This is a genomic window from Arthrobacter sp. YN, from assembly GCF_002224285.1.
GTDB lineage: Bacteria > Actinomycetota > Actinomycetes > Actinomycetales > Micrococcaceae > Arthrobacter.
Map to the genome: position 1 here is coordinate 1967675 of NZ_CP022436.1, position 16539 is coordinate 1984213.

A 16539-nucleotide genomic window follows, 5' to 3' on the forward strand; every position below is an offset into this window, starting at 1 on the left:
GCCGGTCCGGGGTTCCCTGACCAGCCCGGGCCGGGACGGTAGACTGTCGTGGTGACTTCCAGCAATGATTCGTTCGTCCACCTGCACACCCATACCGAGTACTCCATGCTGGATGGAGCGGCCCGCCTGGGTGAGTTGTTCGATGAAACCGAACGTCTCGGGATGCCCGCCCTGGCCACCACTGACCACGGCTACCTCTTCGGTGCGTTCGACTTTTGGCGCAAGGCCACGGACAAGGGCATCAAGCCCATCATTGGCGTCGAAGCCTACGTCACACCCGGCACCGCCAGGGGTGATAAGGAACGCGTGCGCTGGGGCGACGAAAGCCAGCGCAAGGATGACGTTTCCGGTGGTGGCTCCTACACCCACATGACGCTCTTGAGCTACAACAATGTGGGTATGAGGAACCTGTTCCGGGCCTCCTCCATTGCTTCCCTCGACTCCGTTTTTGGTAAGTGGCCCAGGCTGGACCGGGAACTGCTCAACACTTACTCCGAAGGCCTGATCGCCACCACAGGGTGCCCATCCGGCGAGGTCCAGACCAAGCTGCGGCTCGGCCTTTACCGCGAGGCTGTGGAGGCCGCAGCGGAGTTCCGCGACATCTTCGGGGCGGAGAACTACTTCTGCGAGTTGATGGACCACGGCCTGGACATTGAACGTCGTGTTACCGGTGACCTCCTGCGCCTGGCCAAGGAACTCAACCTTCCGCTGGTGGCCACCAACGACCTCCACTACACGCACGAGCACGATGCCAAAGCCCACGAAGCGCTGTTGGCAATCCAGTCCGGTTCCACGCTGCTGGAACCGACGTATGACAACGGCGGCTCCCGCTTCGCTTTCTCGGGCAGCGGCTACTACCTGAAGTCTCCGCAGGAAATGCGGGAACTGTTCCGCGACCACCCTGAGGCGTGCGACAACACGCTCCTCATCGCCGAGCGCTGCGAAGTTTCGTTCAACACGGGCGCCAACTACATGCCGCGTTTCCCTTGCCCGCCCGGGGAAGACGAGACCTCCTGGCTGGTCAAGGAAGTAGACACCGGCCTCAAATACCGTTACCCCCACGGCATTCCGGACAAGGTCCGCAAGCAAGCAGACTACGAGCTCGGCGTCATTACGTCCATGGGCTTCCCGGGCTACTTCCTGGTGGTTGCCGACTTCATTAACTGGGCCAAGAACAACGGGATCCGGGTGGGTCCTGGCCGTGGTTCCGGTGCAGGCTCCATGGTGGCTTATGCCATGCGCATCACCGACCTCGACCCCCTGCAGCACGGCCTGATCTTTGAACGCTTCCTGAACCCGGACCGCGTTTCCATGCCCGACTTCGACGTCGACTTCGATGATCGGCGCCGCTCCGAAGTGATTGACTACGTCACCAAGAAATACGGCGACGAACGCGTGGCGATGATCGTCACCTACGGAACCATCAAGACCAAGCAGGCGCTGAAGGACTCCTCCCGCGTGCTGGGCTACCCGTTCAGTATGGGTGAGACCCTGACCAAGGCGCTTCCGCCTGCCGTCATGGCCAAGGACATTCCGCTGGCGGACATCCAGAACCCGGAGTCCAAGCGCTACAGCGAAGCAGGCGATTTCCGCCAGCTCATCGCTACCGATCCCGAGGCCGCCAAGGTCTTCGAGACGGCCTTGGGAATCGAAGGCCTGAAGCGCCAGTGGGGTGTCCACGCCGCCGGTGTCATCATGTCCTCGGACCCCATCATCGATGTCATTCCCATCATGCGCCGTTTCCAGGACGGCCAGGTCATCACCCAGTTCGATTACCCGACGTCCGAAGGCCTCGGCCTGATCAAGATGGACTTTTTGGGCCTGAGAAACCTGACGATCATTTCGGATGCCTTGGAAAACATCAAGATGAACCGTGGCGTCGACCTGGACCTGGAGAACCTGGAACTCGACGACGCCGCTTCCTATGAGCTCCTTGCCCGCGGTGACACCCTGGGCGTGTTCCAGCTTGACGGCGGACCCATGCGATCCTTGCTCAAGCTGATGAAGCCTGACAACTTTGAAGACATCTCCGCTGTCCTGGCGTTGTACCGCCCTGGTCCCATGGGCGCCAACGCCCACACTGACTACGCGCTGCGCAAGAACGGGATCCAAGAGGTCATTCCCATCCACCCGGAGCTGGAAGAACCCCTCAAGGAAATCCTCGGCGGCACCTTCGGCCTGATCGTATATCAGGAGCAGGTTATGGCCGTGGCACAGAAGCTGGCCGGATACTCACTGGGCCAGGCTGACATTCTTCGCCGTGCCATGGGTAAGAAAAAGAAATCCGAACTGGACAAGCAGTTTGCCGGCTTCTCCCAAGGCATGCAGGACAACGGTTACTCCATGGCTGCCGTGAAGACCTTGTGGGACATTCTGCTTCCGTTCTCCGATTACGCGTTCAACAAAGCCCACTCGGCTGCGTACGGCGTGATCTCTTACTGGACGGCCTACTTGAAGGCGCACTACGCGCCGGAATACATGGCTGCACTGCTGACCTCGGTGGGCGATGACAAGGACAAATCGGCCATCTACCTCAATGAGTGCCGGCGCATGGGCATCACGGTCCTGCCGCCTGATGTCAACGAATCCTCGCTGAACTTCACGCCTGTGGGAACGGACATCCGTTTCGGCATGGGTGCCATCCGTAACGTCGGTGTCAACGTGGTGGACGCCATGGTCTCAACGCGCGCCACCGAGGGCAACTACACCTCGTTCAAGGATTTTCTCTTGAAGGTTCCGGCCGTGGTGTGCAACAAGCGCACCATCGAATCGCTGATCAAGGCCGGCGCTTTCGATTCGCTGGGGCACCACCGCCGGGCTTTGGCCATGATCCACGAAGAAGCCATCGATTCCGTGATCACCCTCAAACGCAACGAGGCAATTGGCCAGTTCGACCTCTTCGCCGGTTTCGAGGACCAAGAGCCCGAAGCGTCGCTCACCACGGAAATCCCGGACCTTCCCGAGTGGGAGAAGAAGGACAAGCTGTCCTTCGAACGGGACATGCTGGGACTCTACGTTTCAGATCATCCCCTGCAGGGACTGGAAGGCGTTCTCAGCCAGCACGCCGAACAGTCCATTACCTCGATCATCGGTGAGGACGGACCGCACGACGGCGCGATTGTCACCATCGCGGGCATGATCACCTCGTTGAGCCGCAGGATCGCCAAGGCCAGCGGCAACGCCTACGCACGGGCAGAAATTGAAGACCTCGGCGCATCCATGGAAGTCATGTTCTTCGGGCAGGTCTACGGTCCTATCGCCTCCGTCCTGGCGGAGGACCTCATTGTGGTGGTCAAGGGCAGGCTCCAGCGTCGGGACGACGGCGCAGTGACGTTGAACTGCATGGAGCTTTCGGTGCCGGACCTCAGCGAAAGCGTCAATGGTCCCGTGGTGATCACCATTCCCACGTTCAAGGCCACCGAAGCTGTAGTAACGGACCTGCGTGATGTGCTGCGCACCCACCGCGGGAACTCCGAAGTCCGGCTCAAGCTGATGGGTGATACCAAAGTGGAGGTCATGGGGCTGCCCGTGCATATGCGGGTCAATCCCAGCCCGTCCCTTTTTGGTGACTTGAAGGTCCTGCTGGGCCCGGCCTGCCTGGACAACTAGCGTCCCGCAGCCGCCGGGTCCGAAGCCGCCGGGTAGGATTCCGTCCGGTCAGATTTCGTAGTCGAGCGGCGCCGGCTTGCTGTAGCCGCCGCTGTGATAGAGCAGGGGAGTGCCGTCGTCGCCTACTTGGCCATCGATGACCTCCACAACTACCACTGCGTTGTTCTCGAACGAGAGCCGCATCTGGATCTTACCCACCAGCCAGCCACTGACATCCTTCAGGATCGGCACGTCGTGGGGTCCAGGTTCCCAATGGTCGCCTTCGAACCGGTCACGCGTCCGTGCGAAACGGTTGGCGAGGGCTTGGTTCTCAAGTCCCAGCATGTGGACGCCGATGTACTCGGCGTTGGCTACGGCCGGCCACGAACTGGAGCTCCTGGCCATGTTGAAGGTGAACCGGGGCGGTTCGGCGGACAGCGACGCCACTGAGGTGGCGGTGAAGCCGAAGGGCTTTCCGTTCAGGTTCCCCGTGATGATGGCAACCCCGGCGGCATGCCTGCGGAACATCTCCCGGAAAGTCTGGTCAAAGCCAGATGGTTCGCTTGTCACGTTGGATGAATCTCCTGGACTGGGGGCTGAGTCTCCCTTCAGCGTATTCCTCCGGCACTGCCGGGTCCTCATTTTGTTGAGCCTGCATGAACCTTTGTTAATGTGAGGGGTATGACCGAGCCAACCGTGCACGTACCTGCTGTTGCCGAACCGGCTCCGGCCGTTCCTCCCCGCAGTTTCAAGGAGGCTCTCTGGCTTGTCCTCCCGCCGGCCGCCGGCGTCCTTCTTGGCGTGCTTTGGTGGCTGTTTGCTCCGGGTGGACTCAACCTGGTCTCCGGCAACCCCGCGCTTGCCGATGCAGCAAATCCCGAGTCCTGGCTTCCACGCGACCTGGTCCTGGCGGGTTTGGTACTCGTGGCGGGGTGCTTCACAGGGGTCATGCTGGACGGGAAACTGCAGGGCCCCAACGTGGGGCGGCGATTGACATTCGCACTTGTTGGCGGTGCCCTGGGCGGCATTGTGGCGTGGTTGGTTGGCTTGCTGACCGCGCAGCTGTTTGGCCCGGCCCCCAACCCCGCCCTTGGCCCGGGATATGGATTCACGCTCCGTTCCTTCGCTGTGCTGGTGCTGTGGCCGGCCGCGACGGCGTTCATCACGTTCGTCCTGGCGCTGTTCGGGGTTCTTTCCAAGAAGCCCGTAAAATAGCCACGTGACCACTTCTTCGGATACTTCCGCCCGCGCCGCCGCTTTCCTCGATTTCCGGAGCATCGATTTCCGGGGCCGCCACCTTTCCTTGGCTGAACTGCGTGCCGCAGTCCCCAGGGCGCGCCATCAGACCATGGCCGACGCCGAGCAGAAGGTCCAGGACATCATTTCAGCCGTCCGCGGCCGGGGCTTTGCAGCCCTCGCTGAGCTGGCCAGGAAGTTCGACGGCGTGGAACAGTCCCACCCGAGGGTTCCGGCTGAGGCGCTGACCCAGGCGTTGGCCGGGTTGGATCCCGATGTCCGCGCTGCTTTGGAAGAGTCCATCAGCCGCGCCAGGCAGTTTGCAGAGCAGCAGCGTCCAGCCAATGTGGATGTTGCCCTGGCCGATGGCGCCGTCGTCAGCCAGAACTGGATTCCGGTGGGCCGCGTTGGGCTCTATGTGCCCGGCGGCCTCGCTCCTTTGGCGTCCTCCGTGATCATGAACGTGGTGCCGGCCGTAGCGGCCGGGGTTGAGTCGATTGCCCTGGCTTCCCCGCCCCAGAAAGACTTCGACGGCCTTCCGCACCCCACCATCCTCGCTGCGGCAAAGCTGTTGGGCATTGATGAGGTCTATGCCATCGGCGGTGCACAGGCGATTGTTTCCTTCGCCTACGGGATCCCGGGGTCCGCGGAGGAGTTGCCCATTGAACCCGTGGATGTGGTGACGGGACCGGGAAACATCTTCGTTGCCACGGCCAAGAGGCTCGTCAAGGGCGTGGTGGGCATCGACTCCGAGGCGGGCACCACCGAGATTGCCATTCTTGCCGATTCCACTGCACAGGCGCCCCTCGTGGCCGCCGATCTCATCAGCCAGGCAGAGCACGATCCCAAAGCAGCTTCGGTCCTGGTGACGGACTCCGCTGACTTGGCTGACGCCGTCGTGCGTGAACTGGCACGGCAGGCTGCCGTCACCAAGCACAGCACCCGGGTTCTGGAGGCGTTGTCCGGGCCCCAGTCCGGTGTGGTGCTGGTGGATGACCTTGAACAGGGGATCGCGGTCTGCAATGCCTATGCGGCTGAACACCTGGAAATCATGACGGCGGATGCTGCGGCTGTTGCGTCGCGGATCCGCAATGCCGGCGCCATCTTTGTGGGTGACTACAGCCCCGTCAGCCTGGGTGACTACTGTGCCGGATCCAACCACGTATTGCCCACCAGCGGGACAGCGGCCTTCTCTTCCGGCTTGAATGTCACCACGTTCCTCCGTGCCGTGCAGGTCATCAACTACAACCGTTCGGCGCTGGAACAGGTCAGCGGCCACATCGTGAGCTTGGCCGGTGCCGAGGACCTTCCCGGACACGGCGACGCGGTCAGGATCCGCTTCGCGTAAGCGTCTCAACCACTACATATAAGGGTGCCCACCACTACATGTAGTAATTACACGCTTGTCATTACGTAGTGAACAAACGTAAACTGGTGCCGGAAGTTAAACTTCCGGCACCTTTTACGTCCCCGGCAACCCGCCGGGACCGTTCCGTGCCGGAACTGTCAGGGGAGGCCCAGCGTGTATTGTCCGTTCTGCCGGAATCCCGACTCCCGCGTCGTTGACAGCCGAATGGCCGACGACGGCTCTTCCATTCGCCGCCGCCGTCAATGCCCCGAATGTGGCCGCCGATTCACCACCGTGGAGACCACCAGCCTGTCCGTTATCAAACGGTCCGGCGTCGGCGAGCCCTTCAGCCGGATCAAGGTCATCAGTGGTGTCCGGAAGGCCTGCCAGGGACGCCCGGTCACTGAGGACGATCTCGCCATGCTGGCTCAGGAAGTCGAAGAGAACATCAGGTCCTCGGGTGCGGCGGAAATTGACGCGCACGAGGTTGGTTTGGCCATTCTTGGCCCGCTGCGGAAGCTGGACGAGGTGGCCTACCTTCGCTTCGCCAGCGTCTACCAGGCTTTTGAATCCCTGGAAGATTTCGAATCGGCCATTTCACTGCTTCGCCACGAGCATGAAGAGCATGCGAAGGCCGGCGCCAAAGAAGCCAAGGGTTCAGAGAAGAGCCCGCTCTAGCTCCGGTGGCGGTGCGGAGGGGAAGCCGCACCCGCCACCGGCACCAGAATCGACACCCGACCGGGTGAGCGTTTCCGGCACACCTGTCAGCGGCCGCCGGAGACAGGAAGCACAGCGCCGGTGATGTACCCGGCCTCGGCGGACATCAGCCACAGTACGGCCGCCGCCACTTCTTCGGGTTCGGCCCCACGCCCCATGGGAATGGTGGGGTTCAACCTTTCCACCCGGTCCGGCATCCCGGCGGCGGCATGCAATCCGGTGTTGGTGCTGCCGGGGGCCACCGCATTGACCCGGATGCCCTGCTTGGCCACCTCGGCCGCCAAACCAACCGTGAGGACATCCACAGCGCCCTTCGTGGCAGCGTAGTGGACCCAGGTTCCGGGAGAGCCCGCTTTGGTGGCCGTTGAAGAGATGTTGACGATTGAGCCGCCGCTGCCGCCGTTGTCTGTGGAGAGTCGTCGTACGGCTTCCTGGCACATGTAGATCATTCCGGACACGTTGACGTCTACAACCCGTTGAACGCTCTCGGCCGGTACGCCCACCAGGGGGCCGATCAGGTTGCCGGTGATGGCCGCGTTGTTGATAACGGCGGTCACCTGACCCAAGCCCGCGGCTTCGTCGAACAAACGCACGACGTCGGCAGGGCGGCTGACGTCGGCCTGGACAGCCAGTGCCCTGCCGCCCAGTCCGATGATGTCCTCCACCACGGTCTTAGCGCCCGTGCTGTCCTCGGAGTAGTTGACCACCACTGCATGTCCGGCGCGGGCCGCGGCGTGGGCCACGGCAGCACCGATGCCGCGGCTGGCCCCCGTGACAATAGCCGTTCCGTTCTCCAGGATCGTATCCCCAGCCATCCGGCGTACTACTTCGTGAGCTTGTGGTGCAGGGCCACCTCAAGCGCAGCACCGACAATACCGGCGTCGTTCTTCAACTTTGCGGTCACGATCTTGGTGCGCAGCTCCAAGTGCGGGAAGTACTCGTCGGAGCGCTTGGAGATGCCGCCGCCCACAATGAAAAGTTCGGGGGAGAACAGGAACTCTACGTGCTGGAGGTAGCGGTTGAGCAGGACGCCGTACTCGTCCCAGCGCAGGCCATCGCGTTCACGGGCTACAGCTGAGGCCTTGGTCTCCGCGTCGTGCCCATCCACCTCAAGGTGGCCCAGCTCGGCGTTGGGGACCAACTGGCCGTTAAAGATGAAAGCAGAACCGATGCCGGTTCCCAGCGTGATGACCAGAACCGTTCCGTCCACGCCTTCGCCGGCTCCGTAGCGGGCTTCCGCCAGTCCGGCTGCGTCGGCGTCGTTGATGACTTCCACGGGACGGCCAAGACGCTTGGTGAACGTTGCGTCGATGTCAGTGCTGAGCCAGGTCTTGTCCACGTTGGCTGCTGACTTGACCACGCCGTGCTGGATGATACCGGGGAAGGTCACACCCACCGGCGAGTCTGCAGCCGGGGCGTCCGGGCGACTGGTGAGTTCTTCGACTATCTGGGCTACAACCTCGGCCACTGCCTCAGGAGTTGCGGGCTGGGGAGTGGGAACACGGAAGCGATCACCAATCAGCTTGCCCTTTTTCAAGTCGACAATGCCGCCCTTGATGCCTGTGCCACCGATGTCGATACCGATCAGTGGTGCGTTCTTGTGGGTCTTCTCATCCTTCTTGGACAATGCAATTCCGATCATGGCAGGAGGGGATGGGCATGGCGCAGCCGCCCGGGCTGCTGGACCTTCCGAAGAGCTTAGGGAAGGGTAAGGATTTCCGCGCCGGTCTCAGTGACCAGCAGGGTGTGTTCGAACTGGGCAGTGCGCTTGTGGTCCTTGGTGACGACTGTCCAGTCGTCGGCCCACATCTCCCATTCGATGGTGCCGAGGGTCAGCATGGGTTCAATGGTGAAGACCATGCCTGCCTCGATCACAGTGTTGTACGCCGGGGCTGCGTCGTAATGCGGAATGATGAGGCCCGTGTGGAAGGCCTCACCCACGCCGTGGCCTGTGAAGTCCCGCACCACGCCGTAGCCGAAGCGTTTGGCGTAGGACTGGATGGCACGGCCGATTACGTTGATCTCGCGGCCCGGGGCCACGGCCTTGATGGCCCGGTTGAGCGACTCCTGCGTACGCTCAACCAGCAGACGGGATTCCTCATCCACGTCGCCAACCAGGAAAGTGTAGTTGGTATCCCCATGGACTCCGCCGATGAAGGCTGTGATGTCGATGTTCAGGATGTCGCCGTCCTGCACCACGGTGGAATCGGGGATCCCGTGGCAGATGACTTCGTTCAGCGAGGAACACAACGACTTGGGAAAGCCGCGGTAGCCAAGCGTGGAGGGATACGCTTTGTGGTCCAGGAGGAACTCGTGGCCGATTTTATCCAGGTAGTCCGTGGTGACGCCGGGTTCCAGGTGCTTGCCGACCTCGACGATTGCCTGTGCAGCGATTTTGCCGGCGATGCGGATCTTCTCGATGGTCTCCGCCGACTTCACCTCGGAACCCGTGAACTTGGCCGGCGCCTTCTTGCCGACGTATTCGGGCCGCGGAATGGAGGCCGGGACGGGCCGCTCGGGGCTGATGGTTCCCGGGGTGAGGGCGCCGATGGGTGCAGTCGAAGCAAGAGAAGGCATAGATTGATCATATAAGGCACACAAGAGACGTAAGTAACAAAGGGTGGCTGGGTTCCTGTGAGCCCGCCAACGTTACGCGTCCAGCCGCCCAAGGACCGAGGAGGAGACGTGACGGAGTACTGGTACAACGTCAAGACGCACGAGATCGAAGAGGACGCCATGTCCGATTGGACCCAGCTGATTGGCCCTTACAAAACCAGGGAAGAAGCCGAGCACGCCTTGGAAAAGGTTAAAGCCCGAAACGATGCCTGGGACGCCCAGGACGACGACTAGAAGGAATGCTCAGGTCCGGGAAACTGCCCGGACCTGACGTCCTCGCCGAAGGCGGCGGCTGCGTCGCTCAGGGTGGTGCGCAGATCTGCGTATTGCTTAACGAACTTGGCCATTTTGCCTCCCCGCAGACCAGCCATGTCCTGCCACACCAGGACCTGGCCAGTGGTGGTGTTGCCCGCACCGATACCTACGGTTGGTACCCGCAACGCGGCATCGACGGCGGCCGCCGTTTCCGCCGGAACCATTTCCATGAGCACGCTGAAGGCTCCAGCGTCCTGCAAGGCAACGGCGTCGTCCACGAGGCGTTGTGCGTCGTCCCCGCGGCCTTGGACGCGGTAACCGCCCAGGGAGTGTTCGCTTTGTGGGGTGAACCCAATGTGGGCCATGACGGGGATGCCGGCCTGAACCATGGCCTTAACGGTGTCCGCGTAATAGGCACCCCCTCAATCTTGACGGCGTGTGCCAGGCCCTCCTTGAGGAACCGGACGCCGGTAGCTACTGCATGCCCTGGCGAAACCTCGTAGCTGCCGAAGGGAAGGTCTGCCACGATCAGGGCCCGCTTGGCCGCCCGGCTCACCGCCCGTGTCAGGGGCAGGAGCTCGTCCACAGTGACGGGCAGGCTCGTCTCGTTGCCAAAGACGTTGTTGGATGCCGAGTCTCCGACGAGGAGGACTTCGATTCCCGCTTGGTCAAAGATCTCTGCGGTGTACTGCTCATAGGCAGTCAGCATGGCGAAGCGCCCGCCGTTGTCCTTGGCTTGCTGGAGGTGGTGGGTCCTGACTCTGCTGATCGGCTTACCGGCGCTTGAGGCCGGCGTCGTGGCAGCAGATGCCGGGCCGGTCCCGTAAGGTGCGGGAACTTCGGCGGGCGTGGTGGACTCAGGGAGGTTGCTCGGGGCCATGGGTAGAGCCTAAGGGGTGCCGACGACGCCTGCCACCAGTGTGCCAAGCGTCACTGAATGTAAACGCTGTGTTACGCGCAGGTACTGCTGCGGCATAAGCACCGAAGACTTAGTAGAGTGAAGGCTGAGTTGTCGTGGCTCCAAACCATTGGAACCAGCGGCATGGACACTGAATCGGAAAAGAGGCCCTATGGACCGCCAGCAAGAGTTCGTTCTGCGGACGATCGAAGAGCGTGACGTGCGCTTCGTACGCTTGTGGTTCACCGACGTCGTGGGTTCCCTGAAATCGGTGGCGCTTGCGCCTGCCGAGGTTGAAGGAGCTTTTGAAGAGGGCCTTGGCTTTGACGGTTCAGCGATCGAGGGCCTCGCCCGCGTCTTTGAGTCCGACATGCTTGCCCAGCCGGATCCGTCGACCTTCCAGATCCTGCCGTGGCGCGGTGAGACGGAGCAGACATCGCGCATGTTCTGCGACGTCCTGACCCCTGACGGCGAACCCTCCGCAGCTGACCCCCGCAACGTCCTCAAACGGACCCTGGCCAAGGCTGCGGACATGGGGTTCACCTGCTACACCCACCCGGAGATCGAGTTCTACCTGCTCAAGTCCAAGGACCTCGGCCCCGATGGCTCGCCGGTTCCCGTAGATGAGGGGGGCTACTTCGACCACGTTCCGGGCGGCGTTGCCCAGGACTTCCGCCGTACGGCTGTCACCATGCTCGAATCCGTCGGTATCTCCGTGGAGTTCAGCCACCATGAAGGCGGCCCGGGCCAGAACGAGATCGACCTCCGTTACGCGGATGCCCTCCAGACCGCTGACAACATCATGACCTTCCGTACGGTCATCAAGGAGGTCGCGCTGCAGCAGGGGACTTACGCCACCTTCATGCCCAAGCCATTCACCGACCACCCCGGCTCCGGCATGCACACCCACTTCTCCCTGTTCGAGGGCGATACCAACGCGTTCTTTGAAGCCGGAGCTGAGTTCCAGCTGTCCAAGACGGCACGCCAGTTCATCGCGGGAATCCTGAAGCATGCTCCCGAATTCACGGCAGTCACCAACCAGTTCGTGAACTCCTACAAGCGGCTCTGGGGCGGCGGCGAGGCGCCCAGCTACCTGAGCTGGGGACACAACAACCGTTCTGCGCTTGTCCGCGTTCCGCTGTACAAGCCCGGCAAGGGCCAGTCGGCGCGCATCGAGTACCGCGGGATCGACTCCGCCACCAACCCGTACCTGGCCTACGCTGTCCTGCTGGGCGCCGGCTTGAAGGGCATCGAGGAAGGCTACGAACTTCCCGCTGCAGCCGAAGACGACGTCTGGTCGTTGACCACCGCTGAGCGCAGGGCCATGGGGCATGCGCCGTTGCCCGCCAGCCTCCACGACGCCATCCGCGCCATGGAGGAATCGGAACTTGTAGCCGAGATCCTGGGCGAGCAGGTCTTCGAGCACTTCCTGCGCAACAAGCGCGCGGAGTGGCAGGATTACCGCCTCCAGGTCACGCCGTACGAGTTGCAGCGCAACCTCGGCATTCTGTAGGCGGGGCCAATGAGCCTTGCACGTCGGCTCATTTCAGCCGGTTTCAGCGATCTCGAGAAGGCAGAACGTTTCCTTGCTGCCCCTGAACTTGAGGGCATTGACCAGGAAGCACTCTTTGCCGGGCTCTCCATGTCGGCGAGCCCGGACACGGCCCTGCAATCGTTGGTCCGGCTCCTGGAGAAGAATCCGGGACTGAAGAAGCTGGCTGCGGCGGAGCAGGACACCAGCGAGCCCATGTACCGTCTGTTGGGCGCTTCCGAGGCGCTGGGGGAGTTCCTCATGCGCCGGCCGGAACACCTGGATGTCTTCGATGTCCGCGTCAGCCCGGAGCCCCTCCAGGCCGCCAGCGAAGAACTCCGGGCCATGCTGCTCCGTTCCGTGAAAGCCGAGCCCGGGGCCCAGCGTCCTGTGGCCGGAATGACCGGGATGCCGGCGTACGCGGCCCTTCGGAGCGCCTATCGACGCGGGCTGACAGAGCTGGCCATCAAGGATCTTTGTGCGGCATCGCCCCAGGACTTCATGCCGGCTGTCGGCGCCGAGCTGGCCGACCTCGCCGGTGCCGCCATAGAGGCTGCCCTCGCCGTGTCCCGGGCCGAGGCGGCGGCACAGTACGCTGCCTCGGAGATCGCCGACGTCGGGCTTGCCGTCATCGGCATGGGGAAGTGCGGCGCCCGTGAACTGAACTACATCTCCGACGTCGATGTCATTTACGTCATTGAGGCGGGGGAGTTGGAGGACGCTCGGGCGTCCACCATCGGTACTGCCCTGGCGTCCGGGATTTCCCGTGCGATTTCCTCGTCGGCGCCGGAGCCCGGGCTGTGGGAAGTCGATGCCAACCTCCGTCCCGAGGGAAAATCGGGACCGTTGGTCCGAACCTTGCCGTCCCATCTCAGCTACTACGCACGCTGGGCAGAAAGCTGGGAGTTCCAAGCGCTCCTGAAGGCCCGCACCATTGCCGGCGACCGGGAACTGGGCCAGCGCTACGAGAAGGCTGTGGAACCGCTGGTGTGGGCCTCCGCGGGCCGCGAGGGGTTCGTCGAATCTGTGCAGGCGATGCGCCGCCGGGTCACCGATTACATTCCCGCGGCAGAGGAACAGCGCCAGATTAAACTGGGGCGCGGCGGCCTTCGCGATGTCGAGTTCACCGTCCAACTGCTGCAACTGGTCCATGGAAAATCCGACGAATCCCTGCGATGCAGGGACACCACGTCAGCCATCGCCGCACTGTCTGCCGGGGGTTACATCGGCCGAACGGATGCAGCCGCTTTCGACAACGCCTACCGGTACCTGCGTTTGCTGGAGCACCGGATCCAGCTTTTCCAGCTGCGGCGAACCCATCTCATGCCTGTGGCCGAGGACGCCCAGCGGTTCCTTGCCAAGGCCGTTCTGGGGCCGTTTTCACTGGAGCGGCCCCATCCGGACCAGCTGATGGCGACGTGGCAGAAGACCAAGAAAGCCGTGCGGGAGCTGCATGAGCGCATCTTCTACCGTCCCTTGCTCAATACTGCGGCCAAGCTGAGCACCGAGGATGCCAAGCTCAGCCCCGAGGCAGCCCAAGGCCGGCTTGCTGCCCTGGGCTACTCGGATCCGCAGGGAGCAATGCGGCACATTGAAGCACTGACGGCCGGAGTCAGCCGGCGCGCGGCGCTGCAGCGGCAACTTCTCCCCATTTTGCTGGGCTGGCTCGCTGAAGGCGTGGACCCCGACGCCGGTCTGCTCGCCTTCCGCAGGGTCAGCGAGGCCCTGGGAACCACGCATTGGTATTTGGGTCTGTTGAGGGATTCGCAGGCGGCTGCGGAACGCTTGTGCCAGGTGCTGGCCAACTCCCGGTTGATTTCGGATCTGTTGGAAGTTTCCCCGGAATCCGTGGCCTGGCTGGGCAGCGACAAGGAGCTGGTGCCCATCAGTTTCGAAGCACAGTGGCAGGAGATCCGGTCCAAGCTTTCCCGCCACCCCGATCCCGAAAGTGCCATGAGGCTCATTCGCTTGATCCGGCGCCGTGAGATCCTGCGGACAGCGATCGCCGACAGCTCCGGTTTGCTGGACCAGGACGCGGTTGGCCTTGCCTTGGCCGAAACCGACCGGGCCGCTGTCCTGGGGGCGCTTCATGTAGCCGAATCCGTCATTGCCGGCGATGGTCCGTTGAAAACCGATGTCCTGGTGGTTGCCATGGGACGGCAGGGTGGACGGGAGATTGGTTACGGCTCGGACGCAGACGTCATCTACGTGCATCGTGCCCGGCCCGGGTTCTCTGACGCAGAGGCCCAGGAGCAGGCGACGGCGATCGTCGCCAAAGTCTCCAGTTTTCTCACCCAGCCGCTCAAGCCGGCCATCATGGCTGAACGGGTTCTCATGGTGGACGCGGACCTGCGGCCCGAAGGCAAGAACGGCGCGATGGTCCGGTCGCTGGAGTCATATGCGGAGTACTACCGCCGGTGGTCGCTGATCTGGGAGGCCCAGGCGCTGCTGCGGGCGCGCCCCATGGCCGGTTCCGATGAGTTGGCCGCCGATTTCGTCCGGCTTATTGATCCGATCCGCTATCCACGTGAGTTGGCGGAGCAGGATGTGCGGGAAGTCCGTCGAATCAAAGCGCGCGTGGAGTCTGAACGTTTGCCGCGAGGTGCCGATCCTGCCCGTCACGTCAAGCTTGGCCGCGGCGGGCTGAGCGACGTCGAATGGCTGGTGCAGTTGATCCAGCTGCAGCACGCAGGCAAGCATTCGGAGCTGCAGACCAGCTCGACGCTTGAGGCCCTCGCCGCAGCGGAGAAGCTGGACTTCATTGGCCCCGACGACGCTGCGCTCCTACGGGATGCGTGGCGGTTTGCCAGCCGGATCCGCTCAGCGAATGTGATCGTCACGGGACGGGCTTCGGACCTTCTGCCGTCTTCGCGCAAGGACCTTGAGGCCGCGGCGCGGTGGTGTGGCTATGCGCCAGGGAATGCCGGCCAGTTCGAAGAGGACTACCTGCGGCTCAGCCGGAGGGCCAGGGGAGTGTTCGAGAAGGTCTTCTACGGCAATTAGCCAAGGGCGTACGCCGTAGGTGTACCCACTCGGCCGTACCGTTCCTGCGACTGGCCTGTAAACAGGACCGCGCGGGCAGGGACACAAGATGGCGTAGCAGAATAGCCTTTGGAAAACCGCACGCTGCTTCGGGCGGGTTCGTCGATATGGATGTTTCGACGTAGGGAAAAGTTGCGACAACACTAGGAGGAAGACGCCGCGAAATGCTTGAATCTGACTCAGAAAATCTGTTTTCGAGCGTGAATGATCCCTTTGATGTGGGTGATGTCTGGCTTATTCCCCTGAAGTTTCTGGACGACGACGCCCGCGCCATTCACCTGGGTGCCGTGGCTGCGTTGTCTGTCGAGGAGGGGCAGCGTGAGTTTGTCGGCGACCCACTCCGCATGATGCTGCTGGGCATGGAGGAGGAGTCCCGCCTGCCGTACGTTATTGAGTCGGGGGGCTGGCGGTGGGGGTGCTGACCCTCCAACACGGCGCTGCGGGATTGGCAGGTTGGTCCGACGACGACTCTGCATGGCTTCTCAGAGGCTTCCTGATCGACTCGGGAAGCCAGGGGCGTGGTCTGGGAACAAGGGCTGCGCGTGCGGCAGCGGAGGAGGCGCGCAAGCTGACGACCCGGCTGGGCGGCGGTCAGGCCGGTGTCGTGCTGTCCGTCAACGAACGCAATCCGGCGGGTCAGGCTGCTTACCGCAAGGCTGGCTTCGTCGATGCAGGCAGGTACCTGGGCGGCAGTTCCGGTCCGCAACGGATCATGTATACGGCCTTCGAGTGACGACGGCGTCAACACTGGTTGACGATTGGCATGGTGTCAACTAGGGTTGACGGCATGGAGGTGGACCGAATGAAGACACTGGTGGGATCCATGGATGGAATGGGCCCGGCTGAGGCACTTTACGCTGTAGCGGAACTTCAGAAGGAAGTGGGGCGGCGGGAAGCTTCGCTGGTACGTGCGGCCAGACAGTCCGGGTTGTCATGGGAGGCGATAGCCCTCTGCCTGGGTGTCAGCAAACAGGCGGTGCACAAGAAGTACGGCAAGCAGTAGAAGAACTACCCCGTCCAGGGGTCTGGCCCCGGGTGGCTGGGTTCGTTTACGATTCTCCCGTGACAATCAGCGTGGATTCGGAAGGGGTAACCTTCTCCACCTTGTGCTGTTTCCGCTGTGAGCAGTCGGGGCCGCACTGGTCCTCGCGTCACGGACGCGCCGGTACATTTGCCTGCCGGCGCTGCTTTGCCACCTTCTCTGACGAAGAATCCACTGCCATGGCCGGGGGAGCTCCAGGCCCTGCTCTGGCGGCGACCGAAGAACTGCGTTTTTTCGAATCCAAGTAGTCGCGCTACCCGGCAGGC

The 16539-nt window shown here is 62.7% G+C and carries 13 protein-coding genes and 2 pseudogenes; 9 read left to right on the top strand and 6 right to left on the bottom strand.

What is annotated here, in order from left to right; genetic code table 11:
- The first annotated feature begins 51 nt into the window (after positions 1-51).
- Entirely contained in the window at positions 52-3609 is a 3558-nt protein-coding gene (gene dnaE / locus CGK93_RS08885) for a DNA polymerase III subunit alpha (RefSeq protein WP_089597322.1), read from the top strand.
- 48 nt (positions 3610-3657) lie between these two features.
- Here the strand turns inward: dnaE and CGK93_RS08890 are convergent, their stop codons facing one another.
- On the bottom strand, positions 3658-4158 hold the full coding sequence (locus tag CGK93_RS08890) for a flavin reductase family protein (protein WP_089594510.1): 501 nt from the start codon (positions 4156-4158) through the stop codon (positions 3658-3660).
- Between the two features lie 111 nt (positions 4159-4269).
- Here CGK93_RS08890 and CGK93_RS08895 point away from each other — a divergent pair, with 111 nt between their 5' ends.
- From CGK93_RS08895 to nrdR, 3 genes are all read left to right on the top strand, one after another.
- Entirely contained in the window at positions 4270-4803 is a 534-nt protein-coding gene (locus CGK93_RS08895; protein WP_089594511.1) for a hypothetical protein, read from the top strand.
- Between the two features lie 4 nt (positions 4804-4807).
- Complete coding sequence (gene hisD / locus CGK93_RS08900; protein WP_089594512.1) at positions 4808-6172, top strand: histidinol dehydrogenase; 1365 nt, start codon at positions 4808-4810, stop codon at positions 6170-6172.
- Between the two features lie 174 nt (positions 6173-6346).
- The gene (gene nrdR / locus CGK93_RS08905) at positions 6347-6850 is read left to right on the top strand and encodes a transcriptional regulator NrdR (protein WP_089594513.1); all 504 of its coding nucleotides are present in this window, start codon (positions 6347-6349) and stop codon (positions 6848-6850) included.
- An 86-nt stretch (positions 6851-6936) separates the two neighbouring features.
- Here nrdR and CGK93_RS08910 read toward each other — a convergent pair whose 3' ends face one another.
- The 3 genes from CGK93_RS08910 to map all read right to left on the bottom strand — a co-directional run bounded on the left by CGK93_RS08910 (position 6937) and on the right by map (position 9466).
- A complete protein-coding gene (locus CGK93_RS08910) occupies positions 6937-7704 on the bottom strand; it encodes an SDR family oxidoreductase (protein ID WP_089594514.1) in 768 nt (255 codons plus the stop codon).
- Between the two features lie 8 nt (positions 7705-7712).
- Positions 7713-8516 (bottom strand): polyphosphate--glucose phosphotransferase, encoded by an 804-nt coding sequence (gene ppgK / locus CGK93_RS08915; RefSeq protein WP_089594515.1) that lies wholly within the window; start codon positions 8514-8516, stop codon positions 7713-7715.
- Positions 8517-8587: 71 nt separating this feature from the next.
- A complete protein-coding gene (map, locus tag CGK93_RS08920; RefSeq protein WP_089594516.1) occupies positions 8588-9466 on the bottom strand; it encodes a type I methionyl aminopeptidase in 879 nt (292 codons plus the stop codon).
- 108 nt (positions 9467-9574) lie between these two features.
- On the opposite strand from map, the gene CGK93_RS08925 reads away from it, so the two are divergent.
- Positions 9575-9739: an SPOR domain-containing protein gene (locus CGK93_RS08925; protein ID WP_011774435.1), complete on the top strand. Its 165-nt coding sequence runs from the start codon at positions 9575-9577 to the stop codon at positions 9737-9739.
- Here CGK93_RS08925 and panB read toward each other — a convergent pair.
- Positions 9736-10640 (bottom strand): annotated as a pseudogene (gene panB / locus CGK93_RS08930) (3-methyl-2-oxobutanoate hydroxymethyltransferase). The gene CGK93_RS08925 and the pseudogene panB overlap by 4 nt on opposite strands.
- Positions 10641-10830: 190 nt before the next feature.
- Between panB and glnA the strand changes: the two are divergent.
- Together glnA and CGK93_RS08940 are read left to right on the top strand one after the other, a co-directional pair.
- Positions 10831-12171 (top strand): type I glutamate--ammonia ligase, encoded by a 1341-nt coding sequence (gene glnA / locus CGK93_RS08935; protein WP_026542529.1) that lies wholly within the window; start codon positions 10831-10833, stop codon positions 12169-12171.
- Between the two features lie 9 nt (positions 12172-12180).
- Positions 12181-15192 carry a bifunctional [glutamine synthetase] adenylyltransferase/[glutamine synthetase]-adenylyl-L-tyrosine phosphorylase gene (locus CGK93_RS08940; RefSeq protein ID WP_089594517.1) on the top strand — a complete coding sequence of 1004 codons (3012 nt, stop codon included), beginning with the start codon at positions 12181-12183 and terminating at the stop codon, positions 15190-15192.
- On the opposite strand, the gene CGK93_RS23810 is transcribed toward CGK93_RS08940, so the two are convergent.
- Entirely contained in the window at positions 15189-15314 is a 126-nt protein-coding gene (locus CGK93_RS23810; protein WP_232481587.1) for a sulfatase-like hydrolase/transferase, read from the bottom strand. The genes CGK93_RS08940 and CGK93_RS23810 overlap by 4 nt on opposite strands.
- Before the next feature lie 81 nt (positions 15315-15395).
- On the opposite strand from CGK93_RS23810, the pseudogene CGK93_RS08945 reads away from it, so the two are divergent.
- A pseudogene (locus tag CGK93_RS08945) lies at positions 15396-15964 on the top strand (GNAT family N-acetyltransferase).
- A 54-nt stretch (positions 15965-16018) separates the two neighbouring features.
- The gene (locus CGK93_RS08950) at positions 16019-16234 is read left to right on the top strand and encodes a hypothetical protein (protein WP_026542533.1); all 216 of its coding nucleotides are present in this window, start codon (positions 16019-16021) and stop codon (positions 16232-16234) included.
- The last annotated feature ends 305 nt before the right edge of the window (positions 16235-16539 follow it).

What these genes read in the sequence shown, in the direction of transcription:
- CGK93_RS08895 (WP_089594511.1), top strand. Translation starts at nt 4,270, where the DNA reads ATGACCGAGCCAACCGTGCACGTACCTGCTGTTGCCGAACCGGCTCCG.
- CGK93_RS08910 (WP_089594514.1), bottom strand. Translation starts at nt 7,704, where the DNA reads ATGGCTGGGGATACGATCCTGGAGAACGGAACGGCTATTGTCACGGGG.
- map (WP_089594516.1), bottom strand. Translation starts at nt 9,466, where the DNA reads ATGCCTTCTCTTGCTTCGACTGCACCCATCGGCGCCCTCACCCCGGGA.
- glnA (WP_026542529.1), top strand. Translation starts at nt 10,831, where the DNA reads ATGGACCGCCAGCAAGAGTTCGTTCTGCGGACGATCGAAGAGCGTGAC.
- CGK93_RS08940 (WP_089594517.1), top strand. Translation starts at nt 12,181, where the DNA reads ATGAGCCTTGCACGTCGGCTCATTTCAGCCGGTTTCAGCGATCTCGAG.
- CGK93_RS08950 (WP_026542533.1), top strand. Translation starts at nt 16,019, where the DNA reads ATGGAGGTGGACCGAATGAAGACACTGGTGGGATCCATGGATGGAATG.